At 70.4% G+C, this 22100-nt stretch carries 18 protein-coding genes; 11 read left to right on the top strand and 7 right to left on the bottom strand.

Features of this window, described 5'->3' with window-relative positions:
• Window positions 1-218 precede the first annotated feature (218 nt).
• The gene (locus O3X23_RS24675; RefSeq protein WP_269273694.1) at window positions 219-1580 is read right to left on the bottom strand and encodes an aspartate aminotransferase family protein; all 1362 of its coding nucleotides are present in this window, start codon (window positions 1578-1580) and stop codon (window positions 219-221) included.
• A 2-nt stretch (window positions 1581-1582) separates the two neighbouring features.
• Window positions 1583-2071 carry an Lrp/AsnC family transcriptional regulator gene (locus O3X23_RS24670; RefSeq protein ID WP_269273693.1) on the bottom strand — a complete coding sequence of 163 codons (489 nt, stop codon included), beginning with the start codon at window positions 2069-2071 and terminating at the stop codon, window positions 1583-1585.
• A gap of 189 nt (window positions 2072-2260) precedes the next feature.
• Between O3X23_RS24670 and O3X23_RS24665 the strand changes: the two genes are divergently transcribed.
• Window positions 2261-3697, top strand: coding sequence for a gamma-aminobutyraldehyde dehydrogenase (locus tag O3X23_RS24665; protein WP_269273692.1), 1437 nt, complete (start codon window positions 2261-2263; stop codon window positions 3695-3697).
• Window positions 3698-3847: 150 nt separating this feature from the next.
• Window positions 3848-5020 (top strand): polyamine ABC transporter substrate-binding protein, encoded by a 1173-nt coding sequence (locus O3X23_RS24660; RefSeq protein ID WP_269273691.1) that lies wholly within the window; start codon window positions 3848-3850, stop codon window positions 5018-5020.
• Here O3X23_RS24660 and O3X23_RS24655 read toward each other — a convergent pair.
• Together O3X23_RS24655 and O3X23_RS24650 are read right to left on the bottom strand one after the other, a co-directional pair.
• A complete protein-coding gene (locus O3X23_RS24655) occupies window positions 4962-5711 on the bottom strand; it encodes a glycerophosphodiester phosphodiesterase (RefSeq protein ID WP_269273690.1) in 750 nt (249 codons plus the stop codon). The genes O3X23_RS24660 and O3X23_RS24655 overlap by 59 nt on opposite strands.
• A complete protein-coding gene (locus tag O3X23_RS24650) occupies window positions 5702-6745 on the bottom strand; it encodes an adenosine deaminase (RefSeq protein ID WP_269273689.1) in 1044 nt (347 codons plus the stop codon). The genes O3X23_RS24655 and O3X23_RS24650 overlap by 10 nt, the downstream gene beginning before the upstream one ends.
• Before the next feature lie 119 nt (window positions 6746-6864).
• Between O3X23_RS24650 and O3X23_RS24645 the strand changes: the two genes are divergently transcribed.
• Window positions 6865-7935 (top strand): DUF4190 domain-containing protein, encoded by a 1071-nt coding sequence (locus tag O3X23_RS24645; RefSeq protein WP_269273688.1) that lies wholly within the window; start codon window positions 6865-6867, stop codon window positions 7933-7935.
• Window positions 7936-7959: 24 nt separating this feature from the next.
• Here the strand turns inward: O3X23_RS24645 and O3X23_RS24640 are convergent, their stop codons facing one another.
• On the bottom strand, window positions 7960-9642 hold the full coding sequence (locus O3X23_RS24640; protein WP_269273687.1) for a PucR family transcriptional regulator: 1683 nt from the start codon (window positions 9640-9642) through the stop codon (window positions 7960-7962).
• A 294-nt stretch (window positions 9643-9936) separates the two neighbouring features.
• Here O3X23_RS24640 and O3X23_RS24635 point away from each other — a divergent pair, with 294 nt between their 5' ends.
• The 8 genes from O3X23_RS24635 to O3X23_RS24600 all read left to right on the top strand — a co-directional run bounded on the left by O3X23_RS24635 (window position 9937) and on the right by O3X23_RS24600 (window position 19458).
• Complete coding sequence (locus O3X23_RS24635) at window positions 9937-11451, top strand: gamma-aminobutyraldehyde dehydrogenase (protein ID WP_269273686.1); 1515 nt, start codon at window positions 9937-9939, stop codon at window positions 11449-11451.
• A gap of 66 nt (window positions 11452-11517) precedes the next feature.
• A complete protein-coding gene (locus O3X23_RS24630) occupies window positions 11518-12762 on the top strand; it encodes a polyamine ABC transporter substrate-binding protein (protein WP_269273685.1) in 1245 nt (414 codons plus the stop codon).
• A 38-nt stretch (window positions 12763-12800) separates the two neighbouring features.
• On the top strand, window positions 12801-13949 hold the full coding sequence (locus O3X23_RS24625) for an ABC transporter ATP-binding protein (protein ID WP_269273684.1): 1149 nt from the start codon (window positions 12801-12803) through the stop codon (window positions 13947-13949).
• Window positions 13946-14887 (top strand): ABC transporter permease, encoded by a 942-nt coding sequence (locus tag O3X23_RS24620; protein ID WP_269273683.1) that lies wholly within the window; start codon window positions 13946-13948, stop codon window positions 14885-14887. Before O3X23_RS24625 ends, O3X23_RS24620 begins: the two co-directional genes overlap by 4 nt.
• Complete coding sequence (locus O3X23_RS24615; RefSeq protein WP_269273682.1) at window positions 14887-15675, top strand: ABC transporter permease; 789 nt, start codon at window positions 14887-14889, stop codon at window positions 15673-15675. The genes O3X23_RS24620 and O3X23_RS24615 overlap by 1 nt, the downstream gene beginning before the upstream one ends.
• A gap of 64 nt (window positions 15676-15739) precedes the next feature.
• The gene (locus tag O3X23_RS24610) at window positions 15740-17134 is read left to right on the top strand and encodes an NAD(P)/FAD-dependent oxidoreductase (RefSeq protein ID WP_269273681.1); all 1395 of its coding nucleotides are present in this window, start codon (window positions 15740-15742) and stop codon (window positions 17132-17134) included.
• A gap of 167 nt (window positions 17135-17301) precedes the next feature.
• Window positions 17302-17754 carry a hypothetical protein gene (locus O3X23_RS24605; RefSeq protein WP_269273680.1) on the top strand — a complete coding sequence of 151 codons (453 nt, stop codon included), beginning with the start codon at window positions 17302-17304 and terminating at the stop codon, window positions 17752-17754.
• Window positions 17755-17952: 198 nt separating this feature from the next.
• A complete protein-coding gene (locus O3X23_RS24600) occupies window positions 17953-19458 on the top strand; it encodes a CoA-acylating methylmalonate-semialdehyde dehydrogenase (protein ID WP_269273679.1) in 1506 nt (501 codons plus the stop codon).
• On the opposite strand, the gene O3X23_RS24595 is transcribed toward O3X23_RS24600, so the two are convergent.
• Together O3X23_RS24595 and gabT are read right to left on the bottom strand one after the other, a co-directional pair.
• On the bottom strand, window positions 19430-20395 hold the full coding sequence (locus O3X23_RS24595; RefSeq protein ID WP_269273678.1) for a phosphatase PAP2 family protein: 966 nt from the start codon (window positions 20393-20395) through the stop codon (window positions 19430-19432). The genes O3X23_RS24600 and O3X23_RS24595 overlap by 29 nt on opposite strands.
• A gap of 95 nt (window positions 20396-20490) precedes the next feature.
• Entirely contained in the window at window positions 20491-21822 is a 1332-nt protein-coding gene (gene gabT / locus O3X23_RS24590; RefSeq protein ID WP_269273677.1) for a 4-aminobutyrate--2-oxoglutarate transaminase, read from the bottom strand.
• Window positions 21823-22100 lie beyond the last annotated feature (278 nt).

The following is a 22100-nucleotide window of genomic DNA, read 5'->3' as shown; positions in this document are numbered from 1 at the left end:
GCTTACCTCCGCGAGTCGTTCCCCCTGGGTCGGTCAACGAATGCGGGGGAGACCGGTCACTGCGTTGGCAGGCTAAGGATTCTCCGGGACCGGTCGGGTGCGCCACGGCGCCCGGGTCGCCCGGACGGCCGCACCGCACCCGCCGGCACGCAGCGACGCGCCGGGCGGGCCCCCGGAAGGGCCGCCCGGCGCGCCGGCGCCGGATCACCGCGAAGCGGTCAGAGCTTGGTCCACGCCTCGGTGAGGACCGCGCGCAGGATGCCCTCGATCTCGTCGAAGGTCTCCTGGGTGGAGATCAGCGGCGGGGCGAGCTGGATGACCGGGTCGCCGCGGTCGTCGGCCCGGCAGTACAGGCCGTTCTCGAAGAGCGCCTTCGACAGGAAGCCGTACAGGACGCGCTCGGTCTCCTCGTCCGTGAAGGATTCCTTGGTGACCTTGTCCTTGACGAGCTCGATGCCGTAGAAGAAGCCGTTGCCGCGGACGTCACCGACGATCGGCAGGTCGTGGAGCTTCTTCAGTGTGCTGAAGAACGCGTCCTCGTTGTCGAGCACGTGCTGGTTGAGGCCCTCGCGCTCGAAGATGTCGAGGTTCGCGATGCCGACCGCCGCGGAGACCGGGTGGCCGCCGAAGGTGTAGCCGTGCAGGAAGGTGTTCTCGCCCTTGTAGAACGGCTCGGCGAGCTTGTCGGAGATGATGCAGGCGCCGATCGGGGAGTAGCCCGACGTCATGCCCTTGGCGCAGGTGATCATGTCCGGCACGTAGTCGAACTTGTCGCACGCGAACATGGTGCCGAGGCGGCCGAAGGCGCAGATGACCTCGTCGGAGACGAGCAGCACGTTGTACTTGTCGCAGATCTCGCGGACCCGCTGGAAGTACCCGGGCGGCGGCGGGAAGCAGCCGCCGGCGTTCTGCACCGGCTCCAGGAAGACGCAGGCGACCGTCTCCGGGCCCTCGAACAGGATCTCCTGCTCGATCTGGTCGGCGCAGTACCGGCCGAAGGCCTCCGGGTCGTCACCGAAGAGCGGGGTGCGGTAGATGTTGGTGTTGACCACCTTGTGCGCACCGGGGACCAGCGGCTCGAACGGGGCCTTGAGGGCCGGCAGGCCGGTGATCGACAGGGCGCCCTGCGGGGTGCCGTGGTACGCGACCGCGCGGGAGATGACCTTGTACTTGGTCGGTTCACCCGTGAGCTTGAAGTACTGCTTGGCGAGCTTCCAGGCGGTCTCGACCGCCTCGCCGCCACCCGTGGTGAAGAAGACCTTGTTCAGGTCGCCGGGAGCGTAGTTCGCCAGCCGCTCGGCCAGTTCCACGGCCTTGGGGTGGGCGTACGACCAGATGGGGAAGAAGGCCAGTTCCTGCGCCTGCTTGTACGCGGTCTCGGCGAGCTCGTGGCGGCCGTGACCGGCGTTGACCACGAACAGCCCCGAGAGGCCGTCGAGGTACTTCTTGCCCTTGTCGTCGTAGATGTACGTGCCCTCGCCGCGCACGATGGTCGGCACAGGGGCGTTCTCGTACGACGACATGCGGGTGAAGTGCATCCACAGGTGGTCGTACGCGGTCTTCGAGAGGTCCGCGTTCATGGCTATCTGGTTCCCCAGGTGTAGGTCTGCTTCCGGAGCTTCAGGTAAACGAAACTCTCGGTGGTCCGCACGCCGGGCAGCGCGCGGATCCGCTTGTTGATCATTTCCAGCAGGTGGTCGTCGTCCTCGCAGACGATCTCGATCAGCAGATCGAAGGAGCCCGCGGTGATGACGACGTACTCGACCTCGCCCATCTCGGCGAGGGCGTCGGCGACGGGCTCTATGTCACCTTCGACGTTGATGCCGACCATCGCCTGCCGGCGGAAGCCGACGGTGAGCGGGTCGGTCACGGCGACGATCTGCATGACGCCCTGGTCCTGCAACTTCTGGACGCGCTGCCGCACGGCCGCCTCGGAGAGGCCCACGGCCTTGCCGATCGCGGCGTAGGGCCTGCGCCCGTCCTCCTGGAGCTGCTCGATGATCGCCTTGGAGACGGAGTCGAGCACTCCGGAGCCGCTGGTGTTCTTCGGATCCGTACTACGAGTGGCCACGAGTCACACTGTGCAGGAGAGGTCGACGGTCCCGCAACCCCTGAACGATGAAATTCGTGGTTCTGGTACTCGAATATCACTGATTCCATCGTTCTGGCGAGGCGGGTATGTCGAACACGGCAGTGCTGGGGATAGGCTCGATTACTCTGGAAGCGTCTCACCCATCGGACACAGGACAGGAGAGGTGCAGTGAGCGAGCTCAAGCGTCTGCGCAACTACATCAATGGAGAGTTCCGCGACGCCGCCGACGGGCGGACCACGGACGTGGTCAATCCGGCCACCGGTGAGGTCTACGCCACCGCGCCGCTCTCCGCCGCCGCCGACGTCGACGCCGCGATGGCCGCCGCCGAGGCTGCTTTCCCGGCCTGGCGCGACGCCACGCCGGCGGCCCGCCAGCGCGCCCTGCTGAAGGTCGCCGACGCGATCGAGGCACGGGCCGACGAACTGGTCGCCGTGGAGAGCGAGAACACCGGCAAGCCGCTCGGCCTCACCGCCAGCGAGGAACTGCCGCCGATGGTCGACCAGATCCGCTTCTTCGCGGGTGCGGCCCGGATGCTCGAAGGCCGCTCCGCCGGCGAGTACATGGAGGGCATGACCTCCATCGTCCGCCGCGAGCCGGTCGGCGTCTGCGCGCAGGTCGCGCCGTGGAACTACCCGATGATGATGGCCGTCTGGAAGTTCGCCCCGGCGATCGCCGCGGGCAACACCGTCGTCCTCAAGCCGTCGGACACCACCCCGGCCTCGACGGTGCTGCTCGCCGAGATCCTCGGCGAGGTGCTGCCCAAGGGCGTCTTCAACGTCATCTGCGGCGACCGCGACACCGGCCGCGCCATGGTCGAGCACGAGGTCCCGGCGATGGCCTCCATCACCGGCTCCGTCCGCGCCGGCATCCAGGTGGCCGAGAGCGCCGCCAAGGACGTCAAGCGCGTCCACCTGGAGCTCGGCGGCAAGGCGCCGGTCGTGGTCTTCGGCGACGCCGACATCGCCAAGGCCGTCGAGGACATCGCGGTCGCGGGCTACTTCAACGCCGGCCAGGACTGTACGGCGGCCACCCGCGTGCTCGTCCACGAGTCGATCCACGACGAGTTCACCACCGCGCTCGCCAAGGCCGCCGCCGACACCAGGACCGGCGCCGCGGACGACGAGGACGTGCTCTACGGCCCGCTGAACAATGCCAACCAGCTCGCCCAGGTCAGCGGCTTCATCGAGCGGCTGCCCGCGCACGCCAAGGTCGAGGCGGGCGGACACCGCGTCGGCGAGAAGGGCTACTTCTACGCCCCGACCGTCGTCTCCGGCCTCCGGCAGGACGACGAGATCATCCAGAACGAGGTCTTCGGGCCGGTCATCACCATCCAGCCCTTCACCGACGAGGACCAGGCCGTCGAGTACGCCAACGGCGTCGACTTCGCCCTCGCCTCCTCGGTGTGGACCAAGGACCACGGCCGCGCGATGCGGATGTCCAAGCGCCTCGACTTCGGCTGCGTGTGGATCAACACCCACATCCCGCTCGTCGCCGAGATGCCGCACGGCGGCTTCAAGAAGTCCGGCTACGGCAAGGACCTCTCCGCCTACGGCTTCGAGGACTACACCCGCGTCAAGCACGTCATGACGTCGCTGGACGGCTGACCCGGACGGTCTGTACCGGCCCCGGACGCGCAGGCCGCGTCCGGGGCCGTCGCACGTCCCGGCCGCGAGACACAGTGTCAGGCAGTTGGGGGTTACGGCTGACGGATCGCTCGTTGCCCCGGGCCGCCGGCGGGAGGGAGGGTGTGCCGCATGAGTGATCTCTCCCGTCGTTCGGTGCTGCGTGGATTCGGGCTGGCAGGGCTGCTGGCAGCCGCCTCGGCGTGCGGCGTACCGCCGGCGCACATAGACGCGGCGGACCGGGCGGCACGCGACCGCTCGGCGCAGGACAAGCGGCTGAACTTCGCGAACTGGCCGCTCTACATCGACGTCGACGAGAAGAACGCGCAGCGGCGGCCGACGCTCGACGCGTTCACCGCGCACAGCGGGATCAAGGTCCAGTACACCGAGGAGATCAACGACAACGACGAGTTCTTCGGGAAGATCAGCCCCGCCCTGATGAACCACCAGGACATCGGCCGCGACCTGATCGTCGTCAGCGACTGGATGTCCGCGCGGTACGTACGGCTGGGCTGGGTGCAGGAGATGGAGCGCTCCCGGCAGCCCAACGTCACGAAGTACCTGGACCCGCTGCTGCGCGACCCCGCCTTCGACCGGGGCCGCCGGTTCGCCGTGCCGTGGCAGTCCGGGATCACCGGCATCGCCTACAACAAGAAGGCGCTGGGCCGCGAGATCCAGCACATGTCGGACCTGTGGGCCCCCGACCTCAAGGGGAAGGTGACCCTGCTGTCCGGGATGGACGAGGCGTTCGCGCTGCTCATGCAGGGGCAGGGCGTCGACGTCGCCCGGTGGACGGCGGACGACTTCCACCGGATGACCGACCAGGTCGCCTCCCTGGTGCGCAGCAAGCAGATCCGGCGCTTCACCGGGAACGACTACATCAAGGACCTCTCCTCCGGCGATGTACTGGCCTGCCAGGCGTACTCCGGCGACGTCGTGCAGCTGCAGGCCGACAACCCGGACATCGAGTTCGTCGTGCCCCAGGAGGGCGCGGAACTGTGGGCCGAGAGCCTGATGATCCCGAACCTGGCCGCGCACAAGGGCAACGCCGAGGCGCTCGTCGACTTCTACTACGACCCCGAGGTCGCGGCCGAGCTCGCCGCCTACGTCAACTACGTCTGCCCGGTGCCGGCCGCGCGCGACGTGCTCGCCTCGTCGAAGGACGAGGAGACCGCCGCCCTGGCCGAGGACCCGCTGATCTTTCCGGACGACGGGATGCGCAAGCGCCTCAAGGTGGCCCGCGACATCACGCCGGAGGAGCGCCCGGAGTTCGAGGACCGGTGGAATCTGATCGTGGGCCTGTGACTCCGGGCCGGGGCGTGCCGTCCAGGAGGTCGCGCAGCACGTCCAGGCGGTTGGTGGTCACCGAGTCCACGCCGAGGTCGAGCAGCCGCGACATGGTGCGCCGCAGGTCGGCGGTCCAGGCCGCGACGAGCAGGTCCCGCTCGTGCGCCCAGCGGACCAGCGGCCGGTCGATCAGGCCGAAGCGCAGATTGATCCAGCGCGGCCGGACGGCGTCGAGCAGCGCCCGCGCCGGCAGCGCCGAGGTCGTCCAGGTCAGGGCGATCTCGGCGGCCGGGTCGTGCTCCCGGACGGCGAACATGGCGGCGGCCCCGCCGCAGTAGTACGTGCGGGACTCCGCCTCCGCGTCCCGCACGGCGGCCACCGAGGCGGCGGCCTGGTCCGGGGCGGTGAGGTCGAGCAGCGCGCGGGCGGTGCCGTGCTTGGCGACGGCCGTCAGCGCTTCGTGCAGCGTGGGCACGCCGTCGGCCGTGAGCCGCCGCAGCCGCTCGGCGGTGAGTTCGGCCACGGGGACCCGGTGCCCCCACAGGCGCTTCAGCGTCGGATCGTGCAGGAGCACCGGGACGCCGTCGCGGGTGAGGCGTACGTCGATCTCCACCGCGTCGGCGCCCGCCCGCAGGGCGGATCGCAGCGACGGCAGCGTGTTCTCGCGATGCCGGTACGGGTCGCCGCGGTGGGCGACCGCTAGCGCCACGCCGCCGTGTACGTGTCGATCTCGGCGGCGAGCCGCGCCTTGCCCGGAGCGTCGAGGAACGACGCCTCGACGGCGTTCTTCGCCAGCCCGGCGACGCCTGCCGCGTCCAGGTCGAGCAGCCGGGCGGCGATCGCGTACTCGTTGTTGAGGTCGGTGCTGAACATCGGCGGGTCGTCGCTGTTGATGGTGACGAGCACGCCCGCCTCGACCATCTGCCGCAGCGGGTGCTCCTCCAGCGTGCGGACCGCGCGGGTGGCGATGTTGGAGGTCGGGCAGACCTCCAGCGCGATGCGGTGCTCGGCCAGGTGCTCCAGCAGCCGCGGGTCGCGGACCGAGCTGGTGCCGTGGCCGATCCGCTCGGCGCCGAGCAGGTTGATCGCGTCCCAGACGGTCTCGGGGCCGGTGGTCTCGCCGGCGTGCGGGACGCTGTGCAGGCCGATCGCGCGGGCCCGGTCGAAGTACGGCTTGAACTGCGGGCGCGGCACACCGATCTCGGGGCCGCCGAGCCCGAAGCTGACCAGCCCGTCCGGCCGCAGCTCGGTCGCGATCCGCGCGGTCTCCTCCGCGGAGGCCAGACCGGCCTCGCCGGGAATGTCGAAGCACCAGCGCAGCACGACGCCGAGTTCGGACTCGGCGGCCTTGCGGGCGTCCTCGATCGCCTCGACGAAGGCGTGGTCCGGGATGCCGCGGTTGGTCGAGGAGAACGGGGTGACGGTCAGCTCGGCGTAGCGGATGTTCTGCCGGGCCATGTCGCGGGCGATCTCGAAGGTCAGCAGCCGTACGTCCTCGGCGTCGCGGATCAGGTCGACGACGGAGAGGTACACCTGGATGAAGTGGGCGAAGTCGCGGAAGGTGAAGTACTCGGCGAGCGCGACGGGGTCGCTGGGCACCCGGGAGTCCCGGTGCCGGGCGGCGAGTTCGGCGACGATCCTCGGCGACGCGGATCCGACATGGTGGACATGCAGCTCGGCTTTGGGCAGCCCGGCGATGAAGGTGTCGAGGCCGGGTACACGTCCGGTTGCGGTGTCGGTCATGCGGATCCTCCAGCAAGTCAGCGGTGGTGCCATCGTAGACGGCACCCATGCTGTCCGAGGGCCTTCCCCTGTCGTACGCAGGCCATAGCATTGCCGGACGTAGTCAGAGGAAGGCCGCAATGTCCGACCAGCCCGACAGCCCCCCGCCCCACAACCCGTGGGCGCCGCCCGCGGACGTCCCGCCGCAGGCCGGACCGGGGCCGGGCCCGGCGGACACGGGCCCGCCGCTGCCGCCGCTGGCACCGGGAACGGATCGGTACGGGAGCGGTCCGCTGTTCGACCAGCAGGGCCCGCCGCCGGGCGGCCAGTACCCGCCCCCGCCGTACGAGCCGTACACGGGCGCGGGCGGCGGGTACCCGGACTACCCCGGCTACCCGGACTACCCCGGCTACCCGGACTACCCCGGCTACCCGGACTACCCCGGCTACCCGGGGTACCCGGGGTACCCGATGGGCCCGTACGGCGGCTGGACTCCCGCACCGCGCAACGGCTACGGCCTCACCGCGCTCGTGCTGGGCATCGTCGGGTCGGTGCTGTCGGTCATGTGCTTCTTCGCGGTCCTCGGCGCCCCGCTGGGCATCGCCGCGATCATCTTCGGGATCGTCGGACGGCGGATCGCCAAGCGCGGGGAGTCGACCAATCCCGGGCAGGCGCTGGCCGGGCTGATCCTCGGCGTCACCGCGACCGTGCTGTCCGCCGGAATGCTGGTCGTCATAGGCGTGTCGGTGGGGAACGGCTGGCTGGACGAGAGCGACGGGATGCGCAGACCCGACCAGGGCAGCTACGGCTCGCCGCTGTCCGTCGGCGAGACCGCCGAGTACGACGGCGGGCTGCAGGTCACGGTCGACGATGTGCGGGACCCGGGACTCGCGCCGACCGCCAAGAGCGCCGAGGGCGGCGACAGCGCGATGAGGTTCACCGTCACGCTGAAGAACACCGGCAGCAAGACCGAGAACCTGGACTACGCGGACGTGTCCGCCTACGCGGACCAGGCGGGGGACAACCCGCTGAAGGACATCTCGGGCCAGGACGGCTTCAGCGGCCAGCTCGCCCCCGGCGCCGAGCGGTCGCTGGACTTCACCGTGGTCGTCCCCGACCCCTCCACGGACTCCGTCGAGGTCGACGTGTCCCCGGGCGACTCCTACGACTACGCGTACTGGGACCTGCCGGTCCCCGTGCCCGCCTCGTAGTCCCGCGCGGCGGCTGCGGCCGGCTCAGCGGCGTACCGCCTCCAGGGCCAGCAGCGCGACGTGCAGGGACAGGCACGACTCCACCTGGTCGAGGTCGATGCCCAGGATCCGCTCCACGCGGTGCAGCCGGTCGTAGAACGAGGGGCGGGACAGGTGCGCGGCATCGGCCGCCGCCGACTTGTTGCGGCCGTTGTCCAGGTAGACGGTGAGGATGCGGACCAGGTCGGAGCCGTGTTCCGCGTCGTGGGCGAGCAGCGGCCCCAGCTCGCGCTCGACGTAGGTCTGCAGCCGGGCGTCGTCGCGCAGCAGGTGCAGCAGCCCGCGCAGCCGCACGTCCGGCAGCCGGTAGTACGTCCCGGCCCTGCGCCGCTCGCCGCCGCCCGGTGAGCCGTGCAGCGCGGCGTCGGCGACCTGCGCCGCCTCCAGCAGGGTGCGCCGAGCGTCGCGCAGCGAGCCGACCGACGAGCCGGCCGCCATCACGAACGCGGGCGCCTCGGAGGCCGGGTCGACGATCCGGTCGAGGGCGACGGCGAACCCTTCCAGCGCCCGGTGCTCCTCGTCGTGCGGGCCCAGGGAGACCAGGACGCCGACCGCGCCGTCGTCGAGCGCTCCGGTCAGCGCGGTCAGCCCGCGCTCGCGCACCGCGAGCGCCACGTTCTCGGTGAAGTCCCGCAGCCGGGACTGCGCCTCCAGCGCGGCCGACGCGGGTCCGCCGCGCAGCCGCAGCATGACGCCGACCAGCCTGCGCCCTTCGAGCGGTACGCCCAGCGCCCGTGCGCGCAGCGCGACGTCGGAGACGGTCAGCGCGTGGGTGAGGATCCCGGAGAGCAGGGTGCGGTGGGTCTGGCGTTCGAGCGATTCGCGGTCGCGCTCCAGCAGTCGGTTGAGGGCCAGGGTGGCGGCGCCGCGTTCGAGCAGGACCGCGTGCCGGTGCGGGCCGGTCGTGGTGACCGGGCGTCCCTCGCCCGAGGTGCGCGGCGGCGGTCCCGGCTCGCCGACCAGGACGAGCCGGCCCCAGTCGCGGCCGCGGGCGCCGACCGAGGTGACGAGCCAGCCGGCCCGCCGGTCGTAGCCGGTCCTGCCGGCCGGGGCCACGCCGCGCGAGCGCCGCTCCCAGCCGTCCAGCAGCGCCTCCGGGTCGGAACCGGCCGGGTCGAAGGCCAGCACCTGGTGCGAGAGGTTCTCCAGCACGACCGGCGCGCCCGCCATCCGGGCCACCTCCCGGACGACCTCGTCGGCCTCGGCGCCCTCGACGGACAGCTCGTTGAAGGTCTGGTGCACGGCCTCCGAGGCGCGCAGCTCGGTCAGTTGCGCGTCCACCACATGGGCGTGCACGGCCTGGGTGACGCTCACGAACCGCACCTCGGTGCGCAGTATCACCAGCGGCAGACCGCGCCGTTCGGCGGCCCTGACCAGGGGGCGCGGCAGCGCGTCGGCGTACCGCCGGCCCAGCTCCACCACCAGCCCGGCGGCCCCGACGTCCGCGAGGGCGTCGATGTACTGGGCCAGCGACTCCTTGTCCTCGGGCAGCATGACGCCGGTCGTCAGCACCAGTTCGCCGCCCTGCAGCATCCCCGCGATGTCGGCCAGCTCGCTGATGTGCACCCAGCGCACCGGCCGGTGCAGCCCGGCGGCGCCCGCGACGACCTGTGGCGCGCCGCGGCGCAGCGCCTCGAGCTCCAGCACCTGGGCGACGGTGGGAAACACGGTGTGACCTCCGGTCGGGTCGGCGTCCGGCGTGGCCTGGCGCCACTGCCGGGGGCAGAGTGTAAAGCTCTCCGCGCCACCGGTTGCGGTGTGACGGTTCCGTCGCGGGCGGCGCTCCGGCATCGTGCCTCGGGACGCCGGGAGAAGCCGCTGTGTGGCAGATCACGGAAGACAGATTTCGTCGCGTAACCAAAAGGCAACAACGGAATCCCTTGTTGGCCCAAGGCTACTCTGCCAGGATCAGCCATCAATCCAGTCTTCGGCCACGGTGCCAAGCGGATGCGAGGAGACACCATGGACCACCGTTTCGACGTGGAGGACCGGTTCGCGGACGGGGCCCAGTACATCGCCGGCGCCTCCCGTCCCGGCACGTCCGGCCGGCAGCACTCCGTGGTCGACCCGGCGACCGGTGACACGGTGTACACCTACGAGCTCGCCGGAGCCGCGGACGTCGACGCCGCCGTCGCGGCCGCCAAGGCGGCCCTCCCCGGCTGGTCCGGCGCGACCCCGGGTGAGCGGTCCGCCGCGATGCACCGCTTCTCCGAGGTGCTGGCCGGGCAGGCGGACGACCTGGCCTTCGCGGAATCGCTGCAGTGCGGCAAGCCGCTGCGGCTGAGCGCCGGGTTCGACGTGCCGGGCACCGTCGACAACACCGCGTTCTTCGCCGGGGCCGCCCGCCACCTGGAGGGCAAGGCCGCCGGCGAGTACTCCGCCGACCACACCTCCTACGTACGCCGTGAGCCGGTCGGCGTCGTCGGCTCGATCGCCCCCTGGAACTACCCGCTGCAGATGGCGGCCTGGAAGGTGCTGCCGGCCATCGCCGCGGGCAACACCATCGTGCTCAAGCCCGCCGAGCTGACCCCGCTGACCTCGCTGATGTTCGCCCGCGCCGCCACCGAGGCCGGGATCCCGGACGGCGTGGTCAACATCGTCAGCGGCGCGGGCCAGGAGGCCGGCGAGCACCTCGTCGGCCACCCCGACGTCGCCATGACCTCCTTCACCGGCTCGACCGGTGTCGGCAAGCGCGTCGCCGAGATCGCCATCCGCACCGTCAAGCGGCTGCACCTGGAGCTCGGCGGCAAGGCGCCCTTCGTGGTCTTCGACGACGCGGACCTGGAGGCCGCCGTGCACGGCGCCGTCGCCGGCTCCCTGATCAACACCGGCCAGGACTGCACCGCAGCCACCCGCGCCTACGTGCAGCGGCCGTTGTACGACGCGTTCGTCGCCGGGGTCGCCGACCTCTTCGCGGGCATCCGGCTCGGCGACCCGTTCGATGCGTCGACCGACCTCGGCCCGCTCATCTCGCACCTCCAGCGGGACCGTGTCGCGGCGATCGTCGACCGCTCCCGTGCGTACGCCACCGTCGTCACCGGCGGCGAGGCGCCCGGCGACAAGCTGGCGGCGGGCGCGTACTACCGCCCCACCCTCATCACGGGCGCGGCGCAGGACAGCGAGATCGTGCAGTCCGAGATCTTCGGCCCGGTGCTGGTCGTGCTGCCCTTCGACAGCGACGACGAAGGCCTGGCCCTCGCCAACGACACCCCGTACGGCCTGGCCGCGTCCGCCTGGACCCGGGACGTCTTCCGTGCGGGGCGGGCCACCCGCGAGATGCGGGCGGGCTGCGTCTGGATCAACGACCACATCCCGATCCTCAGCGAGATGCCGCACGGCGGGTACAAAGCGTCCGGCTTCGGCAAGGACATGTCCGCGTACTCCTTCGAGGAGTACACGCAGGTCAAGCACGTCATGTACGACAACACCGCGATCGTCCGCAAGGACTGGCACCGCACGATCTTCGGAGACCGGTAACCAGCTCCGACCCCCGGTCGGACCTCAAGCGGTCCCCGGCCGGCCACCCGTGAAAGGGCACAGCGCATGGAGCAGTACGAGACACTCTCGCCGCCCCAGCTCGCGGCGATACGGCGCAGCATGACCAACGGGCGTGGTGCCCTCGCCCGCCGGTCGCTGCTGCGCGCCGCCGGACTGGGCGCCGTGGCGACCGCCGGTCTGACCGGCCTCACCGGTTGCGGCATCCCGGCCGCGGGCGGTCAGAAGGACTCCGCCGCCACGACGACGGACCGCTCCGGCTCCGAGAAGACGGTCAACTTCTCCAACTGGACCGAGTACATCGACGTCACCGACGACGGCAAGCACCGTCCGACGATCGACGCGTTCACCAAGCGCACCGGCATAGCCGTCAAGTACACCGAGGACATCAACGACAACGTCGAGTTCTTCGGCAAGGTCAAGCCGCAGCTCGCCGCGGGCCAGGACACCGGCCGCGACCTGATGGTGCTCACCGACTGGCTGGCCGGCCGGCTGATCCGGCTCGGCTGGGTGCAGAAGCTCGACCCGTCGAACCTGCCGCACGCGTACGCCAACCTGGAGCAGCGGTTCCGCAGCCCCGACTGGGACCCGGGCCGCGCGTACTCCTACCCCTGGCAGGGCATCGCCACGGTCATCGCGTACAACAAGAAGGCGACCGGCGGCCGGAAGATCACCTCCGTCTCGCAGCTGCTCGACGACCCGTCGCTCAAGGGCCGGGTCGGCATGCTCTCCGAGATGCGCGACACGATCGGCATGACGCTGCTGGACCTCGGCAAGAAGCCCGAGACGTTCACGGCGGACGACTTCGACGCGGCGATCGCCCGCGTCCAGAAGGCCGTCGACTCCCAGCAGATCCGCCGCTTCACCGGGAACGACTACACCGCCGACCTCAGCAAGGGCGACATGGCGGCCTGTCTGGCCTGGGCGGGCGACCTCGTCCAGCTGAAGGCCGACAACGCCGACATCGAGTTCGTGTTCCCCGACGCCGGCTACATCTCGTCGACCGACAACCTGCTGGTCCCGAACAAGGCGCGGCACAAGAAGAACGCTGAACGCCTCATCGACTACTACTACGAGCCGCCGGTCGCCGCCCAGCTCTCCGCCTACATCAACTACGTCTGCCCCGTCGCGGGAGTCCGCGAGGAACTGGCGAAGCTCGACCCGGAGCTGGCGAACAACACGCTGATCATCCCGGACGCGGCGATGGCCGCGAAGACCCACTCCTTCCGCTCCCTGTCCTCCGCCGAGGAGACCGCGTACGAGCAGAAGTTCTCCAAACTCATCGGCGCCTGAGCGCGACCGTCGACCGACGACTTACGGGAAGCGACCCCATGACACACGACTCCTCCGGCGGCGAGGTCATCCTCTCCGGGATCAGCAAGCGGTACGGCGCCTTCACCGCCGTCCACCCGCTCGACCTCACCATCCCGCAGGGCTCCTTCTTCGCCCTGCTCGGCGCCTCGGGCTGCGGCAAGACCACCACCCTGCGCATGATCGCGGGCCTGGAGGACCCCTCCTCCGGCACCGTCTCCCTGGCGGGCGAGGACGTCACGGCCCTCCCGCCGTACAAGCGTCCCGTCAACACCGTCTTCCAGAACTACGCGCTCTTCCCGCACCTGGACATCTACGAGAACGTCGCCTTCGGCCTGCGCCGGCGGGGCGTCAAGTCGGTGAAGAAGCAGGTCGAGGAGATGCTGGAGCTCGTCGAGCTGGGTTCGATGGCCCGCCGCAAGCCGCACCAGCTCTCCGGCGGCCAGCAGCAGCGCGTCGCGGTCGCCCGTGCGCTCATCAACCACCCCAAGGTGCTGCTGCTCGACGAGCCGCTCGGCGCCCTGGACCTCAAGCTGCGCCGCCAGATGCAGCTGGAGCTCAAGCGCATCCAGACCGAGGTCGGCATCACCTTCGTGCACGTCACCCACGACCAGGAGGAGGCCATGACCATGGCCGACACCGTCGCGGTGATGAACGGCGGGCGGGTGGAGCAGCTCGGCGCCCCCGCCGACCTGTACGAGAACCCGGGATCGACGTTCGTCGCGAACTTCCTCGGCACCTCCAACCTCATCGAGGCCGAGATCACCGGCACCTCGGGTGACGACCTGCTGCTCGTCGCGGGCGGCCAGAAGCTCGCGCTGCCCGCCGCGCGATGTTCGGCGAAGACGGCCGTGGGCGGCCGGGTGCTGGCCGGGGTGCGCCCCGAGAAGATCTCCGTCGCGCACCGCGACGACGAGGACGCGATAGCCGACGGGCGCAACCGCATACCGGGACGCATCGTCGACTCCAGCTTCATCGGCGTCTCCACCCAGTTCGTGGTCGACAGCCCGGTCTGCCCGGAGCTGGAGGTCTTCGTGCAGAACGTCGACCGCGACCCGCGGCTGGTGCCCGGCGCGTCCGTCGTCCTGCACTGGAACCCGGCCCACACCTTCGGCCTCGACGCGGCCCAGGACATCGACGCCGGTGTGCAGGAGGTGGAAGCCGCATGAGCACCGTCACCGACCGGCCGCCCGCCGCGCCGGAGAGCCCGGCGCCGGTCCCGGCCGCGATGCGCAGGGCCGCCGGGCGCAAGCGCCGGGTGCCCTACCTGCTGCTGCTGCCGGGCATCGCCTGGCTGCTGGTGTTCTTCGTGGCGCCGATGATCTACCAGGCGTCCACGTCCGTGCAGACCGGCTCGCTGGAGGCGGGCTTCAAGGTCACCTGGCACTTCGCGACGTACTGGGACGCGCTGACCGAGTACTACCCGCAGTTCCTGCGCTCGTTCGAGTACTCCGCCATCGCGACCGTGCTCTGCCTGGCGATCGGTTACCCGCTCGCCTACACCATCGCCTTCCGGGCAGGCCGCTGGCGCAACCTCATCCTCATCCTGGTCATCGCGCCGTTCTTCACCAGCTTCCTAATCCGCACCCTGGCCTGGGAGACGATCCTGGCCGACGGCGGCTTCGTGGTGAAGGCCCTGAACAGCCTGCACGTCCTGGACCTGACGTCGTCGCTGGGCATCACCCAGGGCGAGCGCGTACTGGCCACGCCGCTCGCGGTGATCTGCGGTCTGACGTACAACTTCCTGCCCTTCATGATCCTGCCGCTCTACACCTCGCTGGAGCGCATCGACGGCAAGCTGCACGAGGCGGCCGGCGACCTGTACGCCAAGCCCTTCACCGTCTTCCGCAAGGTGACGTTCCCGCTGTCCATGCCGGGCGTGGTCGCGGGCACCCTGCTCACCTTCATCCCGGCGACCGGCGACTACATCAACGCCGAACTGCTGGGCACCACCAACCAGAAGATGATCGGCAACGTCATCCAGTCCCAGTTCCTGCGCGTGCTCGACTACCCGACGGCCGCCGCCCTGTCCTTCATCCTGATGGCGGTGATCCTCGCGATGGTCATGTTCTACATCCGCAAGGCCGGAACGGAGGAGCTGGTCTGATGCGCTGGATACGCAAGAACCTGGTGGTCTTCGCGGGCGTGCTCTGCCTCGCGTACCTGATCCTGCCCAACCTCGTCGTCATGGTGTTCTCGTTCAACAAGCCGAACGGGCGCTACAACTACGAGTGGACGCGCTTCTCCACCGACGCCTGGGAGCACCCCTGCGACGTCGCCGACATGTGCGGCTCGCTCGGCCTCAGCCTGCAGATCGCGCTGTACGCCACGATCGGCGCGACGGTGCTGGGCACGATGATCGCCTTCGCGCTCGCCCGCTACCGCTTCAAGGCGCGCGGCACGACCAACATGCTGATCTTCCTGCCGATGGCGATGCCCGAGGTCGTGATGGCCGCCTCGCTGGGGACGCTCTTCCTCAACATGCGCGTCCCGTTCGGCTTCTGGACCATCCTCATCGCGCACATCATGTTCTGCCTGAGCTTCGTCGTCACCGCGGTCAAGGCCCGTGTGATGAGCATGGACCCGCGCCTGGAACAGGCCGCGCAGGACCTGTACGCCTCCCCGCTCCAGACCTTCCTGCGGGTTACCCTCCCGCTGGCGGCGCCCGGTATCGCCTCCGGCGCGCTGCTCTCCTTCGCCCTGTCCTTCGACGACTTCATCATCACGAACTTCAACGCCGGCTCGACGGTGACGTTCCCGATGTTCGTCTGGGGCTCGGCGCAGCGCGGCACGCCGGTGCAGATCAATGTGATCGGCACCGCGATGTTCGTGATCGCGGTCCTCATCGTCGTCGCCGGGCAGCTGCTCAGCGGCCGGCGCAGGGCCCGCGCGTAACACCGACCGGTACACGCAACCGATCGACACGATCCGACCTGATCACCAAAAGGTGTGAGAACAGATGGACCCAGCCCGTTCGCTCGCAGACGCGCGGCCGACACCCTTCTGGCTGGAGGATCCCGGCCGGCCGCAGCCGCTGGGCGCGCTCACCGGTGACGAGCACTGCGACCTGCTGGTCGTCGGCGGCGGCTACTCCGGGCTGTGGACCGCCCTGCTCGCCAAGGAGCGCGACCCGTCGCGCGACGTGGTGCTGATCGAGGGCAACGAGATCGGCTGGGCCGCCTCCGGGCGCAACGGCGGCTTCTGCGCCGCCAGCCTCACCCACGGCCTGTTCAACGGCCTCACCCGCTGGCCCGACGAGTTCGCGCAACTGGAGGAACTGGGCAACCGCAACCTCGACGCGATCGAGGCGGCGGTCGCCCGCTACTCCCTGGACTGCGAGTTCGAGCGCACCGGTGAGCTCGACGTGGCCACCGAGCCGCACCAGCTCGAGGAGTTGCACGAGGCCGCCGGGCAGGCGCTGGAGCACGGCGTCGCGCTGGAGCTGCTCGACCGCGACCAGGTGCGCGCCGAGGTCGACTCACCGACGTTCCTCGGCGGGCTGTGGGACCGCACCGGCGTCGCGATGGTGCACCCGGCCAAGCTCGCCTGGGGCCTCAAGCGCGCCTGCCTCGGGCTGGGTGTCCGCATCCACGAGCACACCCGTGCCACCGCGCTCACCGCGAACGGCGCCGGCATGGCGGTGCGCACCCCGTACGGCCGGATCTTCGCCCGCCAGGTCGCCCTGGGCACGAACGTGTTCCCGTCGCTGGTCAAGCGGGTCCGCCCGTACATCGTCCCGGTGTACGACTACGCGCTGATGACGGAGCCGCTCACCGATGAGCAGCTCGCGTCCATCGGCTGGAAGAACCGCCAGGGGCTCGGCGACAGCGCCAACCAGTTCCACTACTTCCGGCTCTCGGCCGACAACCGGATCCTGTGGGGCGGCTACGACGCCATCTACCCCTACGGCGGCCGGCTCTCCGCCGAGCGCGACCAGCGCCCGGAGACCAACCTCAAGCTCGCGCGGCACTTCTTCCGGTGCTTCCCGCAGCTGGAGGGCGTGCGCTTCACCCATACGTGGGGTGGCGCGATCGACACCTGCTCCCGCTTCTCGGCGTTCTTCGGAACCGCCCATGGCGGAAAGGTGTCCTACGCGGCGGGGTACACCGGCCTCGGTGTCGGTGCCACCCGGTTCGGCGCGGACGTCATGCTCGACCTGCTCTCCGGCGAACACACCGAACGCACCGAGCTGAAGATGGTCCGCAGCAAGCCGATGCCGTTCCCGCCCGAGCCGTTCACCTCGGTCGGGATCGGCCTCACCAAGTGGTCCCTGGACCGCGCCGACCGCAACGGCGGACGGCGCAACCTGTGGCTGAAGGCGATGGACAAGGCGGGACTGGGCTTCGACAGCTAGACCGAGCGGTCGGTGCGGAGGTGCGCCGCGCGCCCCCGGGCGCACCCCACCCGCACGCCGTGAGCCGACTCGCTACCAATCAGTAGCAGAACCCGCGTAATAATCCGCCCGTCCTGCGCTCTCTTCCGTGTCAGCACCATCAGTTTCACGGAAACGGAGGGATCGGCATGGGCAGCTCCGGTGCTAGGAGTGCGGTCGAATGGCTGGTATCCGCGGCACCTGATCCAGAGGGCTGCCGGTGGGACTGGGAACGGAGCCCCTTGGGGGTCGCGTTGCTGCCCGCCGGCAGGCTCTGGGATGTTCTGATCCTGACGGGAGAGCTGGGCTACCCGACCCTGGACGTGCTCACCCGGCTCGTGGACCGGCCGGGGCCGGTCCTGTCCGACTTCGGGGACTCCCGCATGGGGTTCTTCGTACCCCCCGGAACGGCCGCGCGCTGGATCGCCACCGGCGTGCGCGGCGCGGGCCGCGGCACCTGGATCGTCGTCCCCTACCCCGGCCGGGCCACCGGCGGCGTCCGCTGGCTCATTCCGCCGGACGGCACCGGGCACCTCACCGACCCGGTGATCCTTGAACTGGCGATGCACGAGGCCGTCGCGCAGCTCGCGGGCGACGGCTGACCGAACGGATCCCCCCGCCCCCCGGCCCCCCGGATTCCGCCTCGGTTCCCCCCGGAACCGGTCCGGAGATCCGTCGGCGGGCCCCCGCCGTCCGACGGTCTGTAAGGCCCCGCGACGCGCCGCCGACACGTTGCCGCTTGTACGCCCCGCCACGCGCTCGCGAGACTGGTGGCAGGCTTACGAGAGAAGGGTCCCCCCGTGTCCACCAAGAACATCACCCACTGGATCGCCGGCCAGGCATGGACCGGTACCGCGGAGCGGCGCGGCGATGTGTACGACCCGGCCACCGGGGCGGTCACCGGACAGGTGGACTTCGCGTCGATCCGTGAGGTCGACCAGGCCGTCAGCGCCGCCGTCGAAGCGTTCCACGGCTGGCGCGGCGCGTCCGTCGCCAAGCGCAGCCAGGTCCTCTTCGCCTTCCGTGAACTGCTCAACTCCCGCCGTGACGAGCTGGCCTCGATCATCGTCTCCGAGCACGGCAAGGTGCACTCGGACGCGCTGGGCGAGATCGCCCGCGGCATCGAGGTCGTCGAGTACGCGTGCGGCATCCCGCAGCTGACGAAGGGCGGCTTCACCGAGCAGGCCTCGACCGGCGTCGACGTCTACTCGATCCGCCAGCCGCTCGGCCCGGTGGCGATCATCTCCCCGTTCAACTTCCCGGCCATGGTGCCGATGTGGTTCTTCCCCATCGCCATCGCCGCGGGCAACACGGTGGTCCTCAAGCCCTCGGAGAAGGACCCCTCGGCCGCGAACTTCATCGCGGAGCTGTGGAAGGAGGCCGGTCTGCCGGACGGCGTCTTCAACGTCGTGCACGGTGACAAGGTCTCCGTCGACCGCCTGCTGGAGCACCCCGACGTCAAGGCCGTCTCCTTCGTCGGCTCCACGCCGATCGCCCGCTACGTCTACGAGACCGGCACCAGCTACGGCAAGCGTGTCCAGGCGCTCGGCGGCGCGAAGAACCACATGCTGGTGCTGCCCGACGCGGACCTCGACCTCGCGGCCGACGCCGCCGTCAACGCCGGGTTCGGCGCGGCCGGCGAGCGCTGCATGGCCATCTCCGTCCTCGTCGCGGTCGACCCGGTCGGTGACGAGCTCGTCGAGAAGATCAAGACGCGGATCGCCGGTCTGAAGGTCGGGCCCGGCTGCAACGGCGACTCCGAGATGGGCCCGCTGGTCACCGGCGTGCACCGCGACAAGGTCACCTCCTACCTCGACGCGGGGGTCGCCGACGGCGCCACCCTCACCGTCGACGGCCGCAAGCACGCGATCTCCGGAGAGGGCACCGCCGACGGCTTCTGGCTCGGCCCGACCATCTTCGACAACGTCAAGCCGGGCATGTCCGTGTACGACGACGAGATCTTCGGCCCGGTGCTGTCCGTGGTGCGGGTCGACTCGTACGACGAGGGCCTGGAGCTCATCAACAGCAGCCCGTACGGCAACGGCACCGCCATCTTCACCAACGACGGGGGCGCGGCCCGCCGCTTCCAGTACGAGGTCGAGGTCGGCATGGTCGGCATCAACGTGCCGATCCCGGTCCCCGTCGCCTACTACTCGTTCGGCGGCTGGAAGAGCTCGCTCTTCGGCGACACGCACGCGTACGGCGAGGACGGCGTCAAGTTCTTCACCCGCGGCAAGGCGGTGACGCAGCGCTGGCTGGATCCCAGCCACGGCGGCATCAACCTGGGCTTCCCGACGAACAGCTGACACCCGCACCGTCCGCGCCGGGCCGGTCCGTACCGCGGACCGGCCCGGCGCCGCTGTCGGCGGGCCCGGCCGCCGGGGTCATGGCCACCCCCGACAGCAGCGCCGCGCACAGGCACCAGCTGCCCAGGACGTCCAGTGGCCAGTGGTATCCGCACCACACCAGGGACACGCCGACGGCGCCCAGCACCAGCAGGACCGCGGCGGCGAGCAGCCTGCGGAGCGCAGCGCTCTGCAGGAGCGGGAGGACGAGGAGGGCGGCGGCGCCGATGGCGACCGACGCCGACGCCGTGTGCCCGGACGGGAAGAAGCCCGGGTAGGAGCCGGGGCCGAGGCGGCGGTGGCCGGGGGAGGGGCGGGCGACGGCCGTCTTGACGACGCCGACGATCAGCGGCACGGCGGCCATGGCCAGCGCCGCGGCCAGCGGGCGCGCCCACCAGAGGGACAGCCCGGCCCGGCGACTCCGCCACGCGGTACCGCAGATGGCGGCCGCGAGCAGCGGCACCGCGATCTGCGCGTTGCCGAGGTCGCAGAAGAACTGCCCGGCACCGTGCAGATTCCGGTGGTGCGCGGCAGCGTGCTGGACGTGGCGCAGCAGCCACCAGTCGGTGTCGACCAACGGGCCCTCGACGACGACCTGCCAGGTGATCAGCGCGAAGAGCGTCAGGCTGACGGCCAGGATCAGGTTCAGGGCAGAAGTCGGCCGCCCCGGAACAGGGGGGAGAGTTCCGAGGCGGCCGGGGCGATCTCCGTGCCGCTCGTCCCGGGGGGTTTGGGACGAACGGTCGATCGATCGGCGAAGAGTGCCGGAACGCTTGGTTCCGACGCCTTTGTGCGCGAGGGCACTGCTGTGCCGGCAATGGGGGGTCGCCGACGCGGTGTCGCCCGTGGTCTCCCACGAGCGGGGTGGTGCGGTGTATCTGCCGAAACCGTACGTCACCGACGACGCTCCCGGGCGGGCGATTACCCCTCCGCCATCAGGCCCGCACACCTTCTTCACCGATGCCGCCCCCTTACCCAGAGTTACACCGGGAATCACACCCGGGTGAAGGCCTCCTCGATGATGTCCAGGCCCTCGTTCAGGAGATCTTCGCCGATAACCAGCGGCGGCAGGAAACGCAGCACGTTGCCGTAGGTGCCGCAGGTCAGAACGACCAGGCCCGCGGCGTGGCAGGCCTTCGCCAGGGCGGCGGTCGTCGTGGCGTCGGGGGTCTTGGTGCCCGGCTCCACCAGCTCGACGGCGATCATGCCGCCGCGGCCGCGTACTTCACCGATCACGGCGAACTTCTCCTGCATCGCGTGCAGTCGGCCCTTCATGACCTCCTCGATGCGCCGCGCCCTGGCGTTGAGGTCGAGCTCCTTCATGGTCTCGATCGCGCCGAGCGCCGCGGCGCAGGCCACCGGGTTGCCGCCGTAGGTGCCGCCGAGGCCGCCCGGGTGCGCGGCGTCCATGATCTCGGCGCGGCCCGTGACGGCGGCGAGCGGCAGGCCGCCCGCGATGCCCTTGGCGGTGGTGATCAGGTCCGGGACGATGCCCTCGTCGTCACAGGCGAACCACTGGCCGGTGCGGCAGAAGCCGGTCTGGATCTCGTCCGCGACGAAGACGATGCCGTTCGCCTTCGCGAACTCGGCGATCTTCGGCAGGAAGCCCTTGGCGGGCTCGATGAATCCGCCCTCGCCCGCGATCGGCTCGATCACGATCGCGGCGACGTTCTCGGCGCCGACCTGCTTGGTGATCATGTCGATCGCCTGGGCCGCGGCCTCCTCGGCGCAGTTCTCGGCGCCGGACAGCCAGCGGTAGCCGTACGCGAGCGGTACGCGGTAGACCTCGGGCGCGAACGGCCCGAAGCCCTCCTTGTACGGCATGTTCTTGGCGGTGAGGGCCATCGTCAGGTTGGTGCGGCCGTGGTAGCCGTGGTCGAAGACGACGACCGCGGTGCGCTTGGTGTACGAGCGGGCGATCTTCACCGCGTTCTCGACGGCCTCGGCACCGGAGTTGAACAGCGCGGTGCGCTTCTCGTGGTCGCCCGGGGTCAGCTCGTTGAGCTGCTCGGCGACCTCGACGTACCCCTCGTACGGGGTCACCATGAAACAGGTGTGGGTGAAGTCCGCGAGCTGCGCGGTCGCCCGCCGCACCACGGCCTCGGCGCTGTTGCCGACCGAGGTCACCGCGATGCCGGAACCGAAGTCGATGAGCGAGTTGCCGTCCACGTCCTCCAGCACGCCGCCGCCGGCGCGCGTCACGAAGACGGGGAGGGTGACGCCGATGCCGCTGGGGACCGCCGCGACCTTGCGGGCCATCAGCTCCTGCGACTTCGGGCCGGGGATCGAGGTGACGAGCCGGCGCTCCTGGGACAGTTCGGTCATGGCGGGCGTACTCCTCTTATATGTCCACGGGCTTTTCCCGCAGGCTAAGCGGGGGCCGCGCGGACCCGCTTACTCCGATAGGGCGCAGTGGCGGGTGGCCATTCGACACGGCGGACAGTCCGCTTCCCGGCAGACCGTAGTCCCGGCAGGCGATTTCGGCACCCGCGCCTCGCGAAGCGCCATGATCCTTATGGACCGGTGTCCGCTCCACTACATTGAGTTCCGTCGCTGGCGACGAGGCTGAGGGGCGGCCGGTAGTGGATATCGAGGGTACGCAG

The sequence above is a fragment of the Streptomyces sp. H39-S7 genome (assembly GCF_027158205.1).
GTDB lineage: Bacteria > Actinomycetota > Actinomycetes > Streptomycetales > Streptomycetaceae > Actinacidiphila.
This window is presented reverse-complemented; position numbering and strand designations above follow the sequence as displayed.

What these genes read in the sequence shown, in the direction of transcription:
- O3X23_RS24645 (WP_269273688.1), top strand. Translation starts at nt 6,865, where the DNA reads ATGTCCGACCAGCCCGACAGCCCCCCGCCCCACAACCCGTGGGCGCCG.
- O3X23_RS24625 (WP_269273684.1), top strand. Translation starts at nt 12,801, where the DNA reads ATGACACACGACTCCTCCGGCGGCGAGGTCATCCTCTCCGGGATCAGC.
- O3X23_RS24620 (WP_269273683.1), top strand. Translation starts at nt 13,946, where the DNA reads ATGAGCACCGTCACCGACCGGCCGCCCGCCGCGCCGGAGAGCCCGGCG.
- gabT (WP_269273677.1), bottom strand. Translation starts at nt 21,822, where the DNA reads ATGACCGAACTGTCCCAGGAGCGCCGGCTCGTCACCTCGATCCCCGGC.
- O3X23_RS24630 (WP_269273685.1), top strand. Translation starts at nt 11,518, where the DNA reads ATGGAGCAGTACGAGACACTCTCGCCGCCCCAGCTCGCGGCGATACGG.
- O3X23_RS24635 (WP_269273686.1), top strand. Translation starts at nt 9,937, where the DNA reads ATGGACCACCGTTTCGACGTGGAGGACCGGTTCGCGGACGGGGCCCAG.
- O3X23_RS24615 (WP_269273682.1), top strand. Translation starts at nt 14,887, where the DNA reads ATGCGCTGGATACGCAAGAACCTGGTGGTCTTCGCGGGCGTGCTCTGC.
- O3X23_RS24675 (WP_269273694.1), bottom strand. Translation starts at nt 1,580, where the DNA reads ATGAACGCGGACCTCTCGAAGACCGCGTACGACCACCTGTGGATGCAC.
- O3X23_RS24610 (WP_269273681.1), top strand. Translation starts at nt 15,740, where the DNA reads ATGGACCCAGCCCGTTCGCTCGCAGACGCGCGGCCGACACCCTTCTGG.
- O3X23_RS24660 (WP_269273691.1), top strand. Translation starts at nt 3,848, where the DNA reads ATGAGTGATCTCTCCCGTCGTTCGGTGCTGCGTGGATTCGGGCTGGCA.
- O3X23_RS24605 (WP_269273680.1), top strand. Translation starts at nt 17,302, where the DNA reads ATGGGCAGCTCCGGTGCTAGGAGTGCGGTCGAATGGCTGGTATCCGCG.
- O3X23_RS24650 (WP_269273689.1), bottom strand. Translation starts at nt 6,745, where the DNA reads ATGACCGACACCGCAACCGGACGTGTACCCGGCCTCGACACCTTCATC.